Origin of the sequence: Streptomyces sp. NPDC050549, from assembly GCF_040655035.1 — a bacterium.
Taxonomy (GTDB): Bacteria; Actinomycetota; Actinomycetes; order Streptomycetales; family Streptomycetaceae; genus Streptomyces.
The window spans coordinates 23,679-40,027 of record NZ_JBFAJD010000014.1 but is presented as its reverse complement, the minus strand read 5'-3'; the positions used below and the strand labels follow the sequence as shown (position 1 = coordinate 40,027).

Genomic DNA, 16,349 nt, shown 5'->3' with positions numbered 1-16,349 from the left:
GAGAACACAGGGGCTGTGGTCTCCACGCACGGTGGGAGGTAGCCATGAGTAACCGAGAGGCACGCGAACATGCGGCCGCGTCGGCGGAGGCACAGCGCACTGTGCCGGCCTTCGCCCCCGCACCGACCGAGGAGTTCCATCAGGACATGATGGTGCGCTACCTGCAGGCCATGGCCTCCCACTCGCACACGGCGAGCACCGCCGAGGCAACACTCCCCGCCGGGGAGACGCATGTCAGCAGCACCCACCACCATGGGCAGGCGAAGTCGATCGCGGATCTTCAGGTGAGTCACGTCATGCGGCGGTCCGTCACCGGAATTTCCGCCGACACACCGTTCTTGGACGTCGCCCGGATGCTGGCCCGCCAGCAGACCGGGGCCGTGCCCGTGGTGGACGACGCCCAGCGGGTGATCGGCGTGATCACGGAGTCCGACCTTCTCGCCCGGGCGGCATCCCTTGCCGCGGGCGATCGCCCCGGCGCGTTCGACCGTGTGCTGCACCGACGGCCACGTCCCGTGGATGCGGCAGAGACGGCTGCCACGCTGATGTCCGCGCCGGCGCTCACCGTCCACACCTGGACTTCGGTTGTCGTTGCGGCGCGCACAGCGGCCCGCTCCCGGATCCGGCAGCTGTTCGTCACGGACCACAAGGGACGCCTGGTGGGCGTCATCAGCCGCAGTGAGCTGCTGGAGGCTCTGGTCCGGGACGACGCGGCCATCCGCGCGGAAGTCGTCGCCGCGGTCATCGAGGGCGAGCTGGGCATCGATCCGGCACGCGTGAAGGTACGGGTCCTCAACGGCGTCGTCACGCTGACGGGCACTCTGGACGCCGAGCTGATCCCGAAGCTGAGGACGGCAGTGGAACAGATCGCGGATGTGGTCGCGGTGTCGGACCACCTCGTCGCGGTATGAGCTGCAAGAGCCGTATGAGAAGACACGTACCCGCCACAGCAGGTGGGCGCCATTGGCGGTGAACGCTCTCCACAAGGGCACTCCGAGGAGCTCCCGGTCGGCCAGGACCAGCATGTCCGGCCCGGTGGAGCGGACCAGGCGAGCGGCGAGGGTGAGTTCAAGTCCCTCTCCGGCCAGCGGCGGCGGGTGGCGACGGGGCGCGCCATCGTCCGCGAACCCCGGGTGTTCCTGATGGACGAGCCGCTGTCCGACCTGGACGCCAAGCTGCGCATGCAGACCCGCACACAGATCGCCGTGCTGCAGCGCCGTCTGGGCACCACCACCGTGTACGTCACCCACGACCAGGTCGAGGCCATCACGATGGGCGACCGTCTCGCCGTCCTCAAGGACGGGGCGCTGCAGCAGGTGGGCACGCCGAAGGAAGTGTTCGCGCACCCGGCCAACACCTTCGTCGCCGGCTTCATCGGCCCACCGGCAATGAACCTCTTCCGCCTCCCGCTGACCGCGGACGGCGTCCGACCGGACGGACTGCCCGTCCCGCTGCCCCACGACATCCGTCGCTCCGCAGCCGCCGAGGACGCCACCGAGCTCACGCTCGGCATCCTGCCCGAGCATCTCCAGGTGCTCTCCCCCGACGACCTGGAGACCCTCCGCGCTGGACCTGGTGATCGAAGCGGGCGAGGACACCGGAGCCGTCGCCCACCTCCACGCGACCGCGAAGCTCGGCCAGGACCTCACCCCGGTCGTCGTCAGGCTCCCCGGACGCCCCACCCACAGCAAGGGATCCGCGCTCCGCGTCGCGGTGCGCGGCGACGCCGTGCACTGCTTCCCTGCCGAAACCGGTCCACGGCTTTCCGCGGACACGGGGTCGGTCCGGGTGGACTTACGCGTCGCCGAACAGACCGTCTCGGCGGACGCACCGAGCCCTCAGGACATGGCCACCGATCACGCAACCAAACCGCTCGCGAAACGCACACCGGCCTGCGAGGGAACCCCGACGGACTGAGCCCGCCCCATACGGCTGGGCCCGAGCCCTGCGACATCGCCTGGGCAGTCCTCTCCGCGCCTCTCAAAGGTTCACCCCCTCGCCCGACCCGCCACAGGGCCGGACGGCCCCCTGGAGCGAACCGTCCGGCCCTCGCCCCGGCAGCCGTCCGGCGACGACCCTGGAAGTGACCGAAGTGGGGGGATGCGCGCGGCGCAGCAGTTCCCTGCGTGCCGCACCGACACAGGAGGTGCGCGATGACCGGTCCTGTCGTCGTCGGACTCGACGGCTCCCCAGCCGGCACGGCGGCCGCATGGTGGGCCGCCCGCGAAGCCGTGGACAGGCGACTGCCCCTCCTTCTCTTCCACTCCTGGACCACCCAGCCACTCGATGTGCCTGCCGCCCAAGAGGCCCTGAGCAGGCAGCAGTACGGGGGACGGGCACTCCAACGGGTCGAGACCGAAATCCGCCACCGGTACCCCGGTCTGACCCTGACCACGGAACTGGCCTCGTCCCCCGCCGCGGAGGCCCTGCTGGACCTCAGCGGGACTGCGGCCCTGCTCGTTCTCGGTTCCCGCAGACACGGATCGACGGCCAGCTTCCTGCTCGGCTCCAGCAGCCTGCACGTCCTGGGTCGCGCGCGCTGCCCGGCTGTCACCGTCCGGGCCGGCGACCCCACCGTCGAGAACGGCTGGGAGCACCCCGCGGCGGCGGACCACGACGAGATCGTGGTCGGCGTGAAGGAGCCGGGACCGCCCTCCGACTCCCTACTGGAATTCGCGTTCACTTCCGCCACGTCGCACGGAATGCACGTGCGCGCCGTACGAGCCCTCCCACTGTCCAGCCTGGTGCCCTATCCGCACACGATGGCCGCCGGGCGCGCCGACAGCCGCTACCAGGCGGAGGAACGCATACGGCTCGCGGCCACGCTGGCACCCTGGCGCGAGAAGTTTCCCGACACCCCCGTCGTCGAACAGGTCTCGACCGGTCCAGCCGCGGCGGTGCTGTTGTACGCCGCGACGCACAGCGCACTCGTGGTCGTGGGTCGCCAACGGCATCCGTCGCACCTGAACTGGAAACTCGGGCCAGTCGCGCACGCGGCGCTGCACCACGCGCCGTGCCCGGTCGCCGTCGTCCCGCACGACTGATACGCCCGGCGCAGCCGAGCGAGACTTCGATGGACCGCCACCATGAGCCGCGCCGACACTCAGATCGAACAACTCGCCCGGCGCATCGCCACCCCCTCGCGCTCGCCGACGCCGACGGGGGCCCGGCACCGGAGCGGTTTCGACGACCTGTGCACCTGCCTCTGCCGGCTGCACGCCGTACCGCGCACTTCACCCAGGAGGAGGAGAACGACTCCTCCCTCGTCCCGTGAGCCGTGGTGCGCGCCGGTGCCGGACGGCGGGCTGGATCGCATCGACGTCCCGGACTGGCGAACCGCCGGGACCTGGTCACCCGCTTCGGAGACCGGATGACCGGTGTGGTGATCCAGCCGCTCGCAGAGCGCGGCACCGAGCTGTTCGCCGGGGTCGTCCAGGACGAGGTCTTCGGACCGCTCGTGGTCTTCCGGACTGGGCGGCACCGCGACCGAGCTTCTCGCCGACCACGCGGGACGACTCGCCCCGCTCACCGACCGTGACGTCCACGATCTGATCACCTCTCCGCGGTGCACCCCGCTCCTCTTCGGCTATGCCGGCAGCCCCACCGCAAACCTCGAAGCCCTGGAGCAGCTGCTGCACCGGCTGTCCCGGATGGCCCTGGACCTGCCGCAACTGGCCGAGGCCGACCTCAACCCGGTGCTGGCCGGTCCCCACGGCGTCTCCGCGCTCGACGTCCGCGTGCGGCTCGTGCCACGCCACGCCCACGACCCGTACCTGCGCCGGCTGCGCTGACCGGGTCCCGACCGCTCAGCAGGGATCAGCAATGAAGGCCACGGAGGTCGGCTCTCTCATGGTGGACAACGTGGTCGCCGCCGAGTACGGCACACCCGTCGAGCAAGTGGTGCGCACGCTCGGCGAACACCGCATCAGCGGTCTCCCGGTCATCGACCAGGACGACAAGGTCATCGGCGTGATCTCCGAGACCGACCTCATGCTCCACCAAGCCCAGTGGTGACCCGTTCGGCGACGCCCTGAGCGTGGGCAGCCTCGCGCAGTTGTTCCAGGCCGACTGGGCTGAAGTCGCTGGCCAGCACGGTGAAGCCCTCGCGGGCGAAGAACAGGGCATCGCGGCCGTGACTGGCGCCCAGCTCCAGAACGTCGCGGGCGCCGACGGCCCGGAACACCTCGGCGGCGTGGACGGCCGGTTCGGACGGCTCCGCGCCGTACATGCCCGGGTTCCCACAGTAGGTCTGCTGCCAGTGCTCGCGCTGGGCTTCGGCCAGCTCCCGTTCGTGCTTCGACATGCCGGCCACCTTTCTCGCCGCCTGCGTCAGGGGTGGAATCCGTATCTGTTCAGCGGGCGCAGTCGCTCCTCATGATCGCCCCTACGACGGCAGGAAGCATCGAACCGGTCGAGCACTACCGTGGATCCATGACGGCACATTTGGACGTGCTCGTGGTCGGCGCAGGACCCACCGGGCTCGCTCTCGCCGCGCAACTGCGGACCTACGGGACCACTTTCCGGATCGTCGACCGCTCCCTGGACCGGGCCCATGAGTCGCGCGCGTTGGCCATCCAGCCACGCACCCTGGAAGTGCTCGCCCCCTTCGGGGTGACCGACGAACTGGTCGGACGCGGCAACCCCGCGATGCAGCTGAGGATGCATCTGCCGCACCGGGTGGTGCAGATTCCGCTTTTCGACATCGGGCTGGCCGACACCGCGTACCCCTTCCTGCTGTTCCTCTCGCAGGCGGAGACCGAGAGCGTCCTCTCGGAGCATCTGAGGGGCGAGGACGTGGACGTGGAGCGAGGCACGGAGTTGGTCCGTCTGGAGCGCACGGGCTCGTCCGTCGCCTGTCGGCTCCGGCGCGGCGATGGCAGCGAGGAGGCCGTGGAGGCGACGTACGTCGTGGGCTGCGACGGTGCGCACAGCACGGTGCGGGCTCAAGCGGGCATCGGCTTCGAGGGGTACGCCTACCCGCAGACCTTCCTGCTTGCCGACCTGGAGGTCGATGGGCTGGAGCCCGGGGCGGTGCACACGTACATGACGGGAGCCGGGATGCTGTTCTTCTTCCCCCTGGGCTCGCCGGCCACCTGGCGGTTGCTCGCGATGCGGCCGCCGGGCGCCACGGACACCGAGGTGGATCTCAGTCTCCTGCAGGAGATCACCACCCGATACGCCGGCAGCCGGCTGGCGTTGCGCGACCCGGTGTGGATGACCGACTTCCGGCTCCACAACCGCGGCGCCGCCCACTACCGCTCGGGGCCCTTCTTCCTCGCCGGGGACGCCGCCCACATCCACAGCCCGGCCGGCGCCCAGGGCATGAACACCGGCATCCAGGACGCCCTCAACCTGGGCTGGAAACTCGCCCTCGTGTGCCAGGGCCACTCGCCGGAGGAACTGCTGGAGACCTACGAGGCCGAGCGCGCCCCGGTCGGCCGCAGCGTGCTGCGCTTCACCGACCGTGCCTTCACCGTCGCCACCAGCGGCAACCCGGCCATCCGGCTCGCCCGCACGCGCCTCGCTCCGCGTCTGGTGCCGCTGGCGGTGCGCGCGAGGGGGCCGCGCGGGCGGGTCTTCCGCACGGTGTCAGAGCTGGGCATCCACTACCGGCGCAGTCCCGCCTCCACTTCGGGCTCGCGGCCCCCGGGACGCGGTCCACGCGCCGGTGACCGGCTGCCCGACCTGCCGCGCGGGTTCCAGGCACGGACTGCGGGGCCGGGCTGGCACCTGCTGCTGGCCGGGCCGCCGCGCCTCTGGTCCGACGGGCGGCTCGCCCCGGTCCTGGCAGGCCGGGCCGAGGTACTCACCGTTCACCGACTCGGCGAGCAGAGTCCCTGGCCGGGCGTTACTCACGGGCTCGTACGCCCCGACGGCTACCTCGGTTATGTCTCACGCGGCGCCGATGTGAACGGGCTGAGCGGGTACCTCGACCGGTGGCTGCGGCGCGTATGACGCCACGGTGAGGGGCGTGGGAACGCATCGTCCGAGGCGTCGCCGCGTTCGTAGAGGTAGAGACGAGTGCCGGGGAAGGTGCGGGGTGAAAGCCGACAGGCCCTCGTTGCCCGACCCTTTTCGTGGTCACTGGATCCGATCAGCGCACTGGGGCGAGAAGGCCGCCGTGTACTGCTGTGCGGTGGCGGCCTCCCCGGCCCCGGCCGGGCGCGGGTTGGCGTGGCGGGGAGGCCGGCGTGAAGTCGTGCGAGGGCGTCAGGGACCAGGTCGTAGCCGATCCGACGGCCGCGGCGGCTGCAGGTGACCAGGTCCGCCGTGCCGAGGATCTTCAGGTGGTAGCTGAGGAGGTCGAGGGTGGCTGGCGTACGGCTCGACCAAGGGCCGCCGCGGCACGTGCGCCTCTTGCCTGTCCCCTTTCGACTCGCAAGTTCCTGCGTGAGTACGGCGAGAGCGCTGTCCTCGACAAGCTGCGGGAGCGCTGGTTCGACCGCATGTTCACCGCAGACAAGGCCGTCCACTGCTTCGTCGGCAACATCGCCGCGCACCCGAAGACATTCATGCTGCTGGGCCTCTTCTACCCGAAGACGAATGGCGTCCAGTACGTCCAGGACAGCCTGTTCGGCGACTGAGGAGGCTTTGCGCCGGATGTACGACCTCCCCGGCGCCGCGGCCGTGCGGAAGCAGATGACCGAACTCAACAAGCATCTGGACACCCTGCAGAACGTCATCGCCACCGGACGGGCCGGGCTACTGTTCCTCATCCCGGGACGCACCAACACACTCAGAGTCAACGGCCGGGCCTGTGTCTCCACCGGCGCGGAGCTGCTGTCGCAGCTGACCGCCGTGGGCAAGCCGCCGGCCAGTGCGCTGGTGCTGGGAATCGAGAAGGTCTACCCGGACTGCCCCAAGTCGCTGCCGCGCAGCGGGACCTGGAAACCGGAGCAGTGGCTGCCGGCCGACAAGCCGGCCTCCGCCGAGGTGACGCCGGCCCAACTGCGGATGCCCGAGCTGACGATCGCCGACATCCAGCAGGCGGAGGCGGACTCGATGAAATACCGCTACGAGTAACGGACCGACCCGCGACCGCTGAACCACCAGCCACCCGAACCCCCAGGCCGGCACACCAAGACCAATCGCGGGTTAGGTTGTTACCGGGGCGGGTCCTTCACCCGTTCCCGGCGGCCACTTGGGGGATCTGAGGGAAGATCTTGGTCGGGGCCTGCCAGGCACCCCTCTCGTGGCATTGTTCTTGGACGAAATCCAGACGTCCATGAGCAGGCACCTTCAGAAAGAGCGCACAGCATGATTATTTTCGGCACCAAGGGATACCTCTACCAGCTCGCGATATTGACGCTGGTGTGCGGTCACTGCGGCAATCCCGCCGCGCACACGCTCAGGAAGCGCGTCACCAAGTTCACGCTGTTCTTCGTGCCGTTGTTCCCGTTCTCGACGAAGTACGCGACGCAGTGCACCTTCTGCGGAGCAGAGCAGAAGGTGACCAAGGAGCAGGCCGAACAACTGCAGGCGCAGGCCGCGAGCGGCCACGGCGGTCAGGCGTACGGGCAACCGCAGCAGCAGCCGTACCAGTCCTGAGGCAAGGTCGAGGAACTGCCGCAGATCACCGTGTGGCAGCGTGCGGTGTGGCCCGAAGGCAGGGGCGTGGAGCGGCCGGGCGCCTTCTTGTGTCGGAGGCCGACTGGTGGCCATGTGCGCGTTCGGCGCCTCACCAGGCACGATGTCGCAAGGTGTATGGGCACAGTGGCCGCGCATGGTTTGGCCGACGTCTTGGCTCGTCCCGGCTGTTGCGAAGCGGCCCCCAGCCGTCACGGGGGTGAGACGGTGGGGGCCGACCTGCGCAGTGCGCGTCCTCAGTGTGCCAGGCGGTGTTGTCAACTGGTGGCTGCGGCAGGGGTAGTGCGGCCGCCGGTGGCCAGGAGGTAGTCGCCGACGAGGACTCCGGCGGTGAGGTCGCTGGAGACGTGGCCGGCCATGTAGAGGCGGGAGTAAGCGACTTCGGCCGCCATCCGCTGGTACTCGGCGGCGCGGTGGGGGTCCAGGCCGGTGAGGTAGGTGACCCGCGGCGGGAGGGGTAGGAGCAGGGACCCTTCTGCCCGGCCTTGACGTGCTTGTCGGGCCGCAGGGCCGGGTCGAGGACGTAGAGGGCGGGGCTTTGTAGCGGGCGGCCAGTTGGTCGGTGATGGTCTTCGCCATCTTGAGGGCGGACTTCAGCTGTGCCTTGTCGGCGTTGCCTTCGGCCTGGGGGAGCAGTTCGCGCTGGTCGTGGCCGTAGAGCTTCCAGATGTCCTTCTTGCCGTGGACCTCAAGCCGGGTCGCGGCCTTCTTCCCGGCTGCACTGCGGGTCTTGGCGAGTTGCTGGACCTGGTGCAGTTCCGTGGTGCGGACGGCCTGGTTCGGCGGGGCGGGCACCTCGGATTCGGCCCAGGTGGTGAAGGCATGGTCGTCGTGGGTGGTGCCGTGGGCCTTCGTCCACTGGGCGAAGTGGGTGTCGGCGGTGTGCTTCTGGGCCGTCAGCAGCCGGGAGATACCGGCGACCTGGGAGTCGGTGAACAGGGCGGGCGGCGGGTTCTGCTTGATGCGGTCGGTGGCCGACAGCTTGGCGGTCTTCGTGGAGGCGGCGGATGCGGAGTCCTGGAAGACGACAGGCGGGGCGAGGCCCACGACGGCCGCCGTCGTGGCGACCCCGGCGATGACGACGTACTGCCACTTCAAGCGGCGGGCGGTGATCGGGCACAAGATGTACGTCCCGAAGGGCGTGGCCGCCCTGCGCACCGCCACGGTGCAGTCCTGGAACCCTTGCTCTGTCTACGGCGGAGGTCAGCAGCGCGGGCTGCGGGCAGGCACGGAGAACATCGCTCTCACCGTCGCACTCGGTACGGCCGCAGAACTGGCCGGGGGCGGCCCCGAGCACATGGCCCGGCTGCCCGACCGCCTCCACGCCCGGCTCGTCGATGCCTTTCCCGCGTCGGGTGCGGCTCGACGGCCGGTGGAGCCGCGCCTGCCCGACACTCTCAACGTCATGGTCGACAGCGTCCTCGGTCATGAACTCCTCACGGCCGTACCGGAGATCGCCGCTTCGGCCGGTTCGGCCTGCCACAACAGCACCCACGCGCCCTCGCCGGTCCGCATCACGGACAAGGAGGCGTGCGCCCGGCGCGGATGCCGGGCGGAATTCAGGCAGATGTGCCCCGGTCGGCGATGGCACGTGCTCGGGCGCGTCACCGGTGCGGCCGCGGCACGGGCAGGACGGTGCGGTCCAGGACACCGCCGTCTTCACCCACCGCGGTGACGGTCACGCGGGTCGCGGTGGCTTCGACGGCGGTGAAGTGGTGGCGTGAGGTGGCGGCCGCGCGGTGCGGGGTCCGACAGCCCGACGCAATGGGGTACAGCGGGGCGCCGCCTCCACCCGTCACGATGTAGGTGACGCCGCGCGCGGAGGTGAATCGCTGGTAGTTGTGGTCGTGGCCGCTCAGAACGAGCGTGACCCGGTGGCGTTCCAGGACGGGAACCCATCGGGTGTCGACCGCCGGCGTGGAGCCGTGCCGCGAGCAGGACCAGGCGGGCTGGTGGAAGACCACCATGCGCACCGGGGGGCCGGAGGCGGACAGGCGGTCCTCCAGCCAGCGGGTCTGGGCGGCGTCGGGGTGGTCGGCGTCGAGGAACAGCACCTGGATGCCGGGCAGTTGCTTCGCGTACGGCAGGTTCGGCAGGCCCAGGTGGCGTAGTTCGGCACTCCCGTGCCCGTGCAGAACGTCGTGGTTGCCGAGGGTGATCCACATCGGGCGTGGCAGGGCGCTGTAGGGCCGGTCGAGCCGGGGCGCGAACAAGTGCGGGTTCCCGTCGGGGTAGACGTTGTCTCCGGTGGTGACCAGGGCGTCCACCCGGTGTCCGGTCCGGGCCCAGCGCTCCATGGCCCGGGCGACCGCGTTCTGCGCCGCGCCGCCGGTGCCGAAGTCCCCGAACGCGACGAAGCCCGACCGTACGTGCTCTGCACCCCGTGGGGCGTCGGAAGCCGCGGCGGACGGGAGCGGAGGTGTCGTACCGGCAGCGGGGCCGGGCTGTCCGCTGCAGTCGGTGGCCGACAGCAGGACCACGGCGGCTGCGCCCAGGGCAATGCGGCGGAGCAGCCGCGAGGGCGGGCGGCGGCCACGGTCTGGGCGCGGGCGGGCGTGCTCGTCCCTCCTCGTGAGGCCGGCCTTCACGGTCCCTCTCCCGCTGTGACCGCACCCGGACCCCGGTGACCGCTGCGCGGTCATTCGACGACTCGGAGGGTCGCGGGGATGTTCATGCGGCGCAGGCGGCGGGTGGTGAGCAGCGGGGTGAGTGCCACGGCTCCGATGCCGAGCAGGAGTGCGGTCAGGTAGGTGCCGGGGGCCAGGGTGACGTCGAAGCCGATCTCCGGCATGGTGCGGGCGAGTTGGACCTGGACCATCCAGCGGTCGATGCCCTGGCCGATCAGGATTCCGGCGGCGGTGCCGAGCGCGCCGAGGAGGGCGCTCTCGGCCACGGCCATGGTCAGGACGGTGCGGACGGGCAGTCCGAAGGCGAACATGGTGGCGTTCTCCCGGGAGCGTTCGTCGGCGGAGATGCTCGCGGCGTTGAAGGCGATGAGTACCGCCAGGGCGAGTGTCACGCCGGCGGCGATGTCGAGGATGCCGGTGAACTCCTCGACGCCCTTGCGCAGCGCGTCCACGGTCTCGGTGGCCGTCTGTACTGCGGTCACACCGGGGGTGGCGGACAGGGTCCGCCTCAGGTGGTCGGGTTCGGTGCCGGGGGTGGGAAGGACCTCGACGGCGTTGGCGGTGCCGGCGAGTCCGAACAGGTCGGTGCGGGACCGGTCGAGGTAGGCCACCGTGCGCAGTGGGTTGGGCTGCAGGGCGGCGACCGTGACTCGGCTGTCGGCGAGGGTGAACGTGCCCTGCGCCGACCGCCGGGGGTGGCGGAGGACGAGGGAGTCGCCGGGCCGGACGCCGAGGTCGTGCGCGGCCTTCTCGGAGAGCACCAGACCGCCGGGGTGCTCTGCGAGGCTGCCTGCGGTGAGTGTGGGCCGCCATATCCCGCCGCCGAGGTCACGCAACTCGACCAGCAGGGTGACGGTCTTGCGGTTGCCGTTGCGGGCGGTGGCGGGCATGGTCAGCAGAGGCATGGCGTGGTCCACTCCGTTCACGGCGGCCACCGCCCGCACCTGGGCGGAGTTGTCGGCGTGGTAGCCGTCGAGCTGGGCGATGACGCGACCGCTGCCGCCCCGGGTCGCCTCCTGTTCGCTGTCGCCGAGCATCGCCGCGAAGGAGTCCAGCATGCCGAAGACGGTGATCATGATGGCGACGGCCGCGCCGATCCCGAGTGCAGTGAGCGCCGTCCGGCGCGGTGTGCGCAGCACATTGCGCAGTGGCATCTGCCGGTAGCCGCGTCCGGGGACGGGCAGCCTGCGCAGCAGCGGGGCCAGACCCCCGCCGCGTGCGGCCAGGTGACCGACCCTGATGGCGTCGACGGGGCGGACGCGGACCGCCCGCCACACGGGCCAAGCCACAGCCAGCAGCGGAAGGGCGAAGCCGAGCAGGGCTGCGTACAGGAAGGTGCGGTACTGGAAGGGGGTGTCCCAGACGGGCAGGGGAAGCAGTCCGGTCAGCAGCCCGGCCATGGCCCGGCTGACCATCACGCCGACGCCGAGCCCGAGGGCGACACCGAGCAGCGCGACCTGGACGCCCAGCAGCAGCGGCCGGGCGGCGATGCGCGACCGCGGCACTCCCAGCGCCATGCCGATGCCGATCTCCCGGCGCTGTGCCTCGACGACCCTGCTGGTGAGGTTGAACGCGCCGAACGCCGCCCCCAGCAGCAACAGCAGGGCGATGACGTCGAAGAACCGGGCGTCGCCGTTGATGTCCTCGTACAGCGCGTGGTAGCCGATCTCGTCGTCGCGGACGGTCACGGTGCCGGACAGCGAAGTGGGGCCCTGGCCGAGTGCCCGCTCCAACTGGCCCGCGACCGCCTTCTGGTCGGTGCCGGGGGCCAGGGTCAGCACGACCTCGTTGACCTGCCCCTTCGCGTCGCCCAGGCGCTGTACGATGGCGAGCGGCACGAACAACACCGCGAAGCTGGATTCGCCGATCATCGGGATCCCGCTGTCCGCGGCCGGGCTGAAGTAGTCGGGCGCGGTGCCCTGGCCCACGTACCGCACACGGGTGCCGCCCGAGATCCGTACTGTGCCGGAGGACGGCAGGTCGTAGTAGCGGGCGAAGGCGCGCTCCAGCACCGCGATCGGACTGCCGCTCTCGCCCGGGCGGACCTGTCGGCCCGCGTAGACATGGACGCGGTCCACCTCCGCGCCGGTGGCCGCGCCCACCAGACGGCCCGCCACCAGCACCTCGCGCCCGCCGCGTGACGCGTCGACCTGGGTGGGGACCGTGAGGCGTTCGGCGACCCCGCTCACGCGGTCGGCCGACGGTATGCGGGCGACCAGGTGCCGCAGTGTCCCCGCGGGCGCCGTCGTGCCCTTGGTGAGGGTCACGCGTACGTCGTGCATGTCCAGCTTCGCGTAACTGGCGTCGTAGGACCGGGTACGCCAGTCGGCGGTGCCGGTGAAGCCCGCGTAGGCGCCGGTGCCCAGGGCGATGGTGAGGGCTATGGCCAGCACCAGCACCCACCGCCGGCGCAGATCCCGCCAGGACCAGCGAAGCCAGATCAGCCGACTGCTCATCGGCGCATCACCTCCCAGCGCTACCAGCGCAGCTCGGAGACGTCGGCGCGGCCTGCCGACGGCGGTCCGTCGCTGACGACACGGCCGCTGGAGAGCTCGACGACTCGGTCGGCGACCCGGGAGATCTCCCGGTTGTGCGTGACCACCAGCACCGTCTTGCCCTCCGCGGCCTGTTCCCGCAGCAGCCCCAGGATCTGCACTCCGGTCCGGAAGTCCAGTTCGCCTGTCGGCTCGTCCGCCAGCAGCACCGGGTTGCCGGTGGCCAACGCCCGTGCGATGGCGACCCGTTGCTGTTCTCCGCCGGACAGTTCGTGGGGGAAGTGCCGTACCCGGTCGCCCAGGCCGACCTGGCCCAGAGTGTCCGCTGCCAGTCGTACCGCGTTCTGCCGGCCGGTGACATCGGCGCCGAACTGCACGTTCTCCAAGGCGGTGAGGCCGGGGAAGAGGTTGAAGCTCTGGAAGACGAAACTCACGGTGTGGCGGCGGAAGCGCTGCAGGTACCGCGGCCCGGCGGCCGTGATGTCCTGCCCGGCGATGCGGATCCGGCCCGCGCTCGGCGCGTCGAGCGCTCCGATCAGGTTGAGCAGCGTGGTCTTGCCCGAGCCGGAGGGGCCGAGCACGACGACGAAGGCGTTCTCGTCCACGTGCAGGTTGACGTCCTCCAGTGCGGTGACGGTGGTCTGGCCCACCCGGTAACGGCGGCACACGTCGTCCAGGTCGATCCGGGTGCCCGTCGCCGCACGGTCGGCCGTGCCGACCACGGTGTCCATGCAGGCCACCTCCCGACCTTGGTCCGCGGCTGCTCGCGCGGCAATGTGACGCTCTCCCGCCTCCGTCCGTACGTCCTCAGGCCGACGCTAAACCCCCCACTGCAACGCCGCCCAGTGCCACTGGGCCTCCACTTCCTGCCGTTGGACCCATCGACCGTCGGCCGGAGGTTGTCACCCCCGGGGCGGGCGTTGGGCGCGGGCGGCGCGCGAGAGCCACGCCCGCCCGGCCCGCCAGGCGTGTTCGGTCAGGACCACCGTGGAGGCGGTGGCCAGGCAGATCGCCCACTGCGCGGCGCCGAGGGGGACGGTGTCGAAGACGCCCTGCGCGAACGGCGCCTGCACGGCGACGGCCTGGAGGACGAGGACTGCGGCCAGGGAGATCCACAGGGTGCGGTTGTGCAGCTGGTACCGGCCCAGGACGGGGTCGTCCTCGCTGCGGGCGACCAGGGCGTTGAACAGCTGGAACAGGACGAAGGTGGTGAAGGCCATGGTGGCCGCGGTCGCGGCATCGGTGAGCTGACGGGCGGCGGCGAAGACGGCCACGGTGCCGGTAGCCATGACGGCGCCGGAGCGGGCGATGTCGGTCAGGCGGCGGGTGTTCAGGATGCGTTCGTCGGGCGAGCGGGGCGGGCGGTGCATCACGTTGCCCCGCGGGGGATCGACTCCCAGGGCCATGGCGGGCGGCCCGTCCATGATGATGTTGACCCACAGCAGCTGGATCGCCGACAGGGGGGCGGGCAGCCCGGCCAGCACGGTGACGAGCAGGGTGAGGATGGCGCCGATGTTCGTGGACAGCTGGAAGCGGACGAAGGTGACGATGTTGTCGTAGATGGAGCGGCCCTCGCGCACCGCGCGGACGATGGTGGAGAAGTCGTCGTCGGTGAGCACCATGTCGGCGGCCTCTTTGGCGACGTCGGTACCGGTGATGCCCATTGCGACGCCGATGTGCGCGGCGCGCAGGGCGGCGGCGTCGTTGACGCCGTCGCCGGTCATGGCCACGATGTGGCCGCCCTCGGAGAGGGCCCGCACGATGGTGACCTTGTGTTCCGGGGCGACGCGGGCGAAGACGCCGATGTCCTCGATGCGGGCCGCGAGGTCGTGCTCGCTCATCCGGGCCAGTTCGGCACCGGTGACGACCTCGCCGGTGATGCCGAGTTCGCGGGCGATGGCGGTGGCGGTGTCGGCGTGGTCCCCGGTGACCATCTTGACGGTGACGCCGGCCGCCCGGGCGAGGGCGACGGCGTCGCGGGCCTGGGGGCGGGGCGGGTCGGCGATTCCGGCGATCGCGGTCAGGGTCAGTCCCGTCACGTCGTCGGGGTGCGGCTGGTCGGTGACCGCGGTGGCGGCGCCGAGGACGCGCAGACCCTGGCGGCCCATCCGCCGGGCGGCATCGTCGGCCTCCCGGCGGCGCTCCGCGGTGAGCGGGGCGGGCCCCTGGTCGGTCAGGAGGTGGGTGCAGCGGTCCAGCAGGACGTCGACGGCGCCCTTGGCGTGGATGCGGGTGGATCCGTCGGCGTCGGTGTGGAAGGTGGCCATGTACTTGGCGGCCGGGTCGAAGGGCACCTCGCCGTCACGCGGCGAACGGAGGCGCTGGGCCTCGGTGTCGAGGCCGGTCTTGGCGGCGAGTACGAGCAGGGCCGCCTCGGTGGGGTCGCCGATGATGCCGTCCGGGGTGAGGCGGGCGTCGTTGCACAGCACGAACGGCCTTAGCGCGTCGTGCAGTTGTGTGGTGTTGTCGCCGTCGGTGGAGCGTACGGTGCCGACGGTGTCGTAGCCCTCTCCGGTCACCTCGTACACGCGCCCCGCGGTCCACAGGGCGCGGGCGGTCATCTCGTTCAGGGTCAGGGTGCCGGTCTTGTCGCTGCAGATCACGGTCGCCGAGCCCAGCGCCTCCACGGAGGCCAGGCGTTTGACGATGGTGCCGCGGTGGGCCATGCGGTGGACGCCCAGGGCCAGGGTGAGGGCGAGGACGGCGGGCAGTCCCTCGGGGATCGCGGCGACCGCCAGGGCCACCGCCCGCAGCGCCAGGTCGGCCAGGTCCTCGCCGCGGACGAGGGCGACGAGCGCGTAGGCGGCCACGGCGATGCCGCTGACCAGTGCCAGCCGCCGGCCCAGGCTGTCCATCTGGACCGCCAGTGGGCTGGGCGGTTCGCCGCCGGTGCGCAGCGCCTCGGCGATCGCGCCGACCTCGGTGCGCATGCCGGTGGCGGTGACGATCACCTCGGCGCGGCCACGGGTGAGCGCGGTGTTCATGAAGAGCATGCCGGTGCGCTCGGCGACGGGCACGGCCTCGGCGCCGTCAGCGGGACTGGGCGCGGTCGTCTTGGCGACCGGCTGGGACTCGCCGGTCAGCGCGGCCTCTGCGGCCTCGACCGAGGCGGCGACCACCAGGCGCCCGTCGGCCGGTACACGGTCACCGGCTTCCAGCAGGACCACGTCGCCGGGCACCAGCTCCCGCGCCGGCACCACCAACACCTCACCGTCGCGGCGCACCCGGGCGGTGGGCACCAGCATCTGGCGCAGCGCCTCCAGGCTGCGCTCGGCGCGGCGTTCCTGCAGGTAGCCGAGGATGGCGTTGACGGTGAGGACGACGGCGATGACGAAGGCGTCCTTGATGTCTCCGATGATCCCGGCGACCACTGCGGCGACGAGCAGCATGCCGATCAGCCAGTTGCGGAACTGGTCCAGCAGGCGCAGCCACTGCGGCCTGCGGACCGGCTCGGCCAGTTCGTTGGCTCCCCAGGTGTCGGTCCGCCGCTGAACGTCGTCCGTGGCCAGGCCCGTGGCCGGTGCCACACCGAGCAGGTCCGCCACCTCGGCGGCCTCCCGCCGGTAGGCGTCCGCCACCGGTTCCGTCTGGCTGGCGACCGCCTCGGGCCCGGTGGTGGTGGGGGTCTGCCGTGACATGG

15 protein-coding genes and 2 pseudogenes are annotated in these 16,349 nt (G+C 71.2%); 11 read left to right on the top strand and 6 right to left on the bottom strand.

Going from position 1 to position 16,349, the window contains the following annotated elements; all coding sequences use genetic code 11:
* The first annotated feature begins 44 nt into the window (after nt 1-44).
* The 6 genes and pseudogenes from AB0I51_RS21495 (at nt 45) to AB0I51_RS21470 (ending at nt 4,014) form a co-directional block, all read left to right on the top strand.
* Complete coding sequence (locus AB0I51_RS21495; RefSeq protein ID WP_362977392.1) at nt 45-911, top strand: CBS domain-containing protein; 867 nt, start codon at nt 45-47, stop codon at nt 909-911.
* A 231-nt stretch (nt 912-1,142) separates the two neighbouring features.
* Nucleotides 1,143-1,469, top strand: a pseudogene (locus tag AB0I51_RS21490) (sugar ABC transporter ATP-binding protein); the annotation flags it as partial.
* 106 nt (nt 1,470-1,575) lie between these two features.
* Nucleotides 1,576-1,917, top strand: a complete 342-nt coding sequence (locus tag AB0I51_RS21485) for a hypothetical protein (RefSeq protein WP_362977704.1) — start codon at nt 1,576-1,578, stop codon at nt 1,915-1,917.
* Between the two features lie 236 nt (nt 1,918-2,153).
* On the top strand, nt 2,154-3,044 hold the full coding sequence (locus AB0I51_RS21480) for a universal stress protein (RefSeq protein ID WP_362977390.1): 891 nt from the start codon (nt 2,154-2,156) through the stop codon (nt 3,042-3,044).
* 296 nt (nt 3,045-3,340) lie between these two features.
* Nucleotides 3,341-3,791 (top strand): annotated as a pseudogene (locus tag AB0I51_RS21475) (acetate--CoA ligase family protein); the annotation flags it as partial.
* Nucleotides 3,792-3,822: 31 nt separating this feature from the next.
* Nucleotides 3,823-4,014: a CBS domain-containing protein gene (locus AB0I51_RS21470; protein WP_362977388.1), complete on the top strand. Its 192-nt coding sequence runs from the start codon at nt 3,823-3,825 to the stop codon at nt 4,012-4,014.
* On the opposite strand, the gene AB0I51_RS21465 is transcribed toward AB0I51_RS21470, so the two are convergent.
* Complete coding sequence (locus tag AB0I51_RS21465; protein WP_362977386.1) at nt 3,989-4,303, bottom strand: hypothetical protein; 315 nt, start codon at nt 4,301-4,303, stop codon at nt 3,989-3,991. The genes AB0I51_RS21470 and AB0I51_RS21465 overlap by 26 nt on opposite strands.
* Nucleotides 4,304-4,431: 128 nt before the next feature.
* On the opposite strand from AB0I51_RS21465, the gene AB0I51_RS21460 reads away from it, so the two are divergent.
* The 4 genes from AB0I51_RS21460 to AB0I51_RS21445 all read left to right on the top strand — a co-directional run bounded on the left by AB0I51_RS21460 (nt 4,432) and on the right by AB0I51_RS21445 (nt 7,548).
* Nucleotides 4,432-5,955 (top strand): FAD-dependent monooxygenase, encoded by a 1,524-nt coding sequence (locus AB0I51_RS21460; protein WP_362977384.1) that lies wholly within the window; start codon nt 4,432-4,434, stop codon nt 5,953-5,955.
* 236 nt (nt 5,956-6,191) lie between these two features.
* Nucleotides 6,192-6,584 (top strand): hypothetical protein, encoded by a 393-nt coding sequence (locus AB0I51_RS21455; RefSeq protein WP_362977382.1) that lies wholly within the window; start codon nt 6,192-6,194, stop codon nt 6,582-6,584.
* Nucleotides 6,544-7,023 carry a hypothetical protein gene (locus AB0I51_RS21450; protein WP_362977380.1) on the top strand — a complete coding sequence of 160 codons (480 nt, stop codon included), beginning with the start codon at nt 6,544-6,546 and terminating at the stop codon, nt 7,021-7,023. Before AB0I51_RS21455 ends, AB0I51_RS21450 begins: the two co-directional genes overlap by 41 nt.
* A 234-nt stretch (nt 7,024-7,257) precedes the next feature.
* A complete protein-coding gene (locus AB0I51_RS21445; RefSeq protein ID WP_362977378.1) occupies nt 7,258-7,548 on the top strand; it encodes a zinc-ribbon domain-containing protein in 291 nt (96 codons plus the stop codon).
* Between the two features lie 296 nt (nt 7,549-7,844).
* Here AB0I51_RS21445 and AB0I51_RS21440 read toward each other — a convergent pair whose 3' ends face one another.
* A complete protein-coding gene (locus AB0I51_RS21440; protein WP_362977376.1) occupies nt 7,845-7,979 on the bottom strand; it encodes a hypothetical protein in 135 nt (44 codons plus the stop codon).
* A 275-nt stretch (nt 7,980-8,254) separates the two neighbouring features.
* Between AB0I51_RS21440 and AB0I51_RS21435 the strand changes: the two genes are divergently transcribed.
* Nucleotides 8,255-9,262 carry an aminotransferase class V-fold PLP-dependent enzyme gene (locus AB0I51_RS21435; RefSeq protein ID WP_362977374.1) on the top strand — a complete coding sequence of 336 codons (1,008 nt, stop codon included), beginning with the start codon at nt 8,255-8,257 and terminating at the stop codon, nt 9,260-9,262.
* Here the strand turns inward: AB0I51_RS21435 and AB0I51_RS21430 are convergent.
* From AB0I51_RS21430 to AB0I51_RS21415, 4 genes are all read right to left on the bottom strand, one after another.
* Nucleotides 9,192-10,175 (bottom strand): metallophosphoesterase, encoded by a 984-nt coding sequence (locus AB0I51_RS21430; protein ID WP_362977372.1) that lies wholly within the window; start codon nt 10,173-10,175, stop codon nt 9,192-9,194. The genes AB0I51_RS21435 and AB0I51_RS21430 overlap by 71 nt on opposite strands.
* Before the next feature lie 50 nt (nt 10,176-10,225).
* Nucleotides 10,226-12,670, bottom strand: coding sequence for an FtsX-like permease family protein (locus AB0I51_RS21425; RefSeq protein ID WP_362977370.1), 2,445 nt, complete (start codon nt 12,668-12,670; stop codon nt 10,226-10,228).
* A gap of 20 nt (nt 12,671-12,690) precedes the next feature.
* On the bottom strand, nt 12,691-13,440 hold the full coding sequence (locus AB0I51_RS21420) for an ABC transporter ATP-binding protein (RefSeq protein ID WP_362977368.1): 750 nt from the start codon (nt 13,438-13,440) through the stop codon (nt 12,691-12,693).
* Nucleotides 13,441-13,611: 171 nt separating this feature from the next.
* Nucleotides 13,612-16,347, bottom strand: coding sequence for a cation-translocating P-type ATPase (locus AB0I51_RS21415; RefSeq protein ID WP_362977366.1), 2,736 nt, complete (start codon nt 16,345-16,347; stop codon nt 13,612-13,614).
* Nucleotides 16,348-16,349: the final 2 nt, after the last annotated feature.

What these genes read in the sequence shown, in the direction of transcription:
- AB0I51_RS21495 (WP_362977392.1), top strand. Translation starts at nt 45, where the DNA reads ATGAGTAACCGAGAGGCACGCGAACATGCGGCCGCGTCGGCGGAGGCA.
- AB0I51_RS21480 (WP_362977390.1), top strand. Translation starts at nt 2,154, where the DNA reads ATGACCGGTCCTGTCGTCGTCGGACTCGACGGCTCCCCAGCCGGCACG.
- AB0I51_RS21470 (WP_362977388.1), top strand. Translation starts at nt 3,823, where the DNA reads ATGAAGGCCACGGAGGTCGGCTCTCTCATGGTGGACAACGTGGTCGCC.
- AB0I51_RS21465 (WP_362977386.1), bottom strand. Translation starts at nt 4,303, where the DNA reads ATGTCGAAGCACGAACGGGAGCTGGCCGAAGCCCAGCGCGAGCACTGG.
- AB0I51_RS21460 (WP_362977384.1), top strand. Translation starts at nt 4,432, where the DNA reads ATGACGGCACATTTGGACGTGCTCGTGGTCGGCGCAGGACCCACCGGG.
- AB0I51_RS21450 (WP_362977380.1), top strand. Translation starts at nt 6,544, where the DNA reads ATGGCGTCCAGTACGTCCAGGACAGCCTGTTCGGCGACTGAGGAGGCT.
- AB0I51_RS21445 (WP_362977378.1), top strand. Translation starts at nt 7,258, where the DNA reads ATGATTATTTTCGGCACCAAGGGATACCTCTACCAGCTCGCGATATTG.
- AB0I51_RS21440 (WP_362977376.1), bottom strand. Translation starts at nt 7,979, where the DNA reads ATGGCGGCCGAAGTCGCTTACTCCCGCCTCTACATGGCCGGCCACGTC.
- AB0I51_RS21435 (WP_362977374.1), top strand. Translation starts at nt 8,255, where the DNA reads ATGTCCTTCTTGCCGTGGACCTCAAGCCGGGTCGCGGCCTTCTTCCCG.
- AB0I51_RS21425 (WP_362977370.1), bottom strand. Translation starts at nt 12,670, where the DNA reads ATGAGCAGTCGGCTGATCTGGCTTCGCTGGTCCTGGCGGGATCTGCGC.
- AB0I51_RS21420 (WP_362977368.1), bottom strand. Translation starts at nt 13,440, where the DNA reads ATGGACACCGTGGTCGGCACGGCCGACCGTGCGGCGACGGGCACCCGG.
- AB0I51_RS21415 (WP_362977366.1), bottom strand. Translation starts at nt 16,347, where the DNA reads ATGTCACGGCAGACCCCCACCACCACCGGGCCCGAGGCGGTCGCCAGC.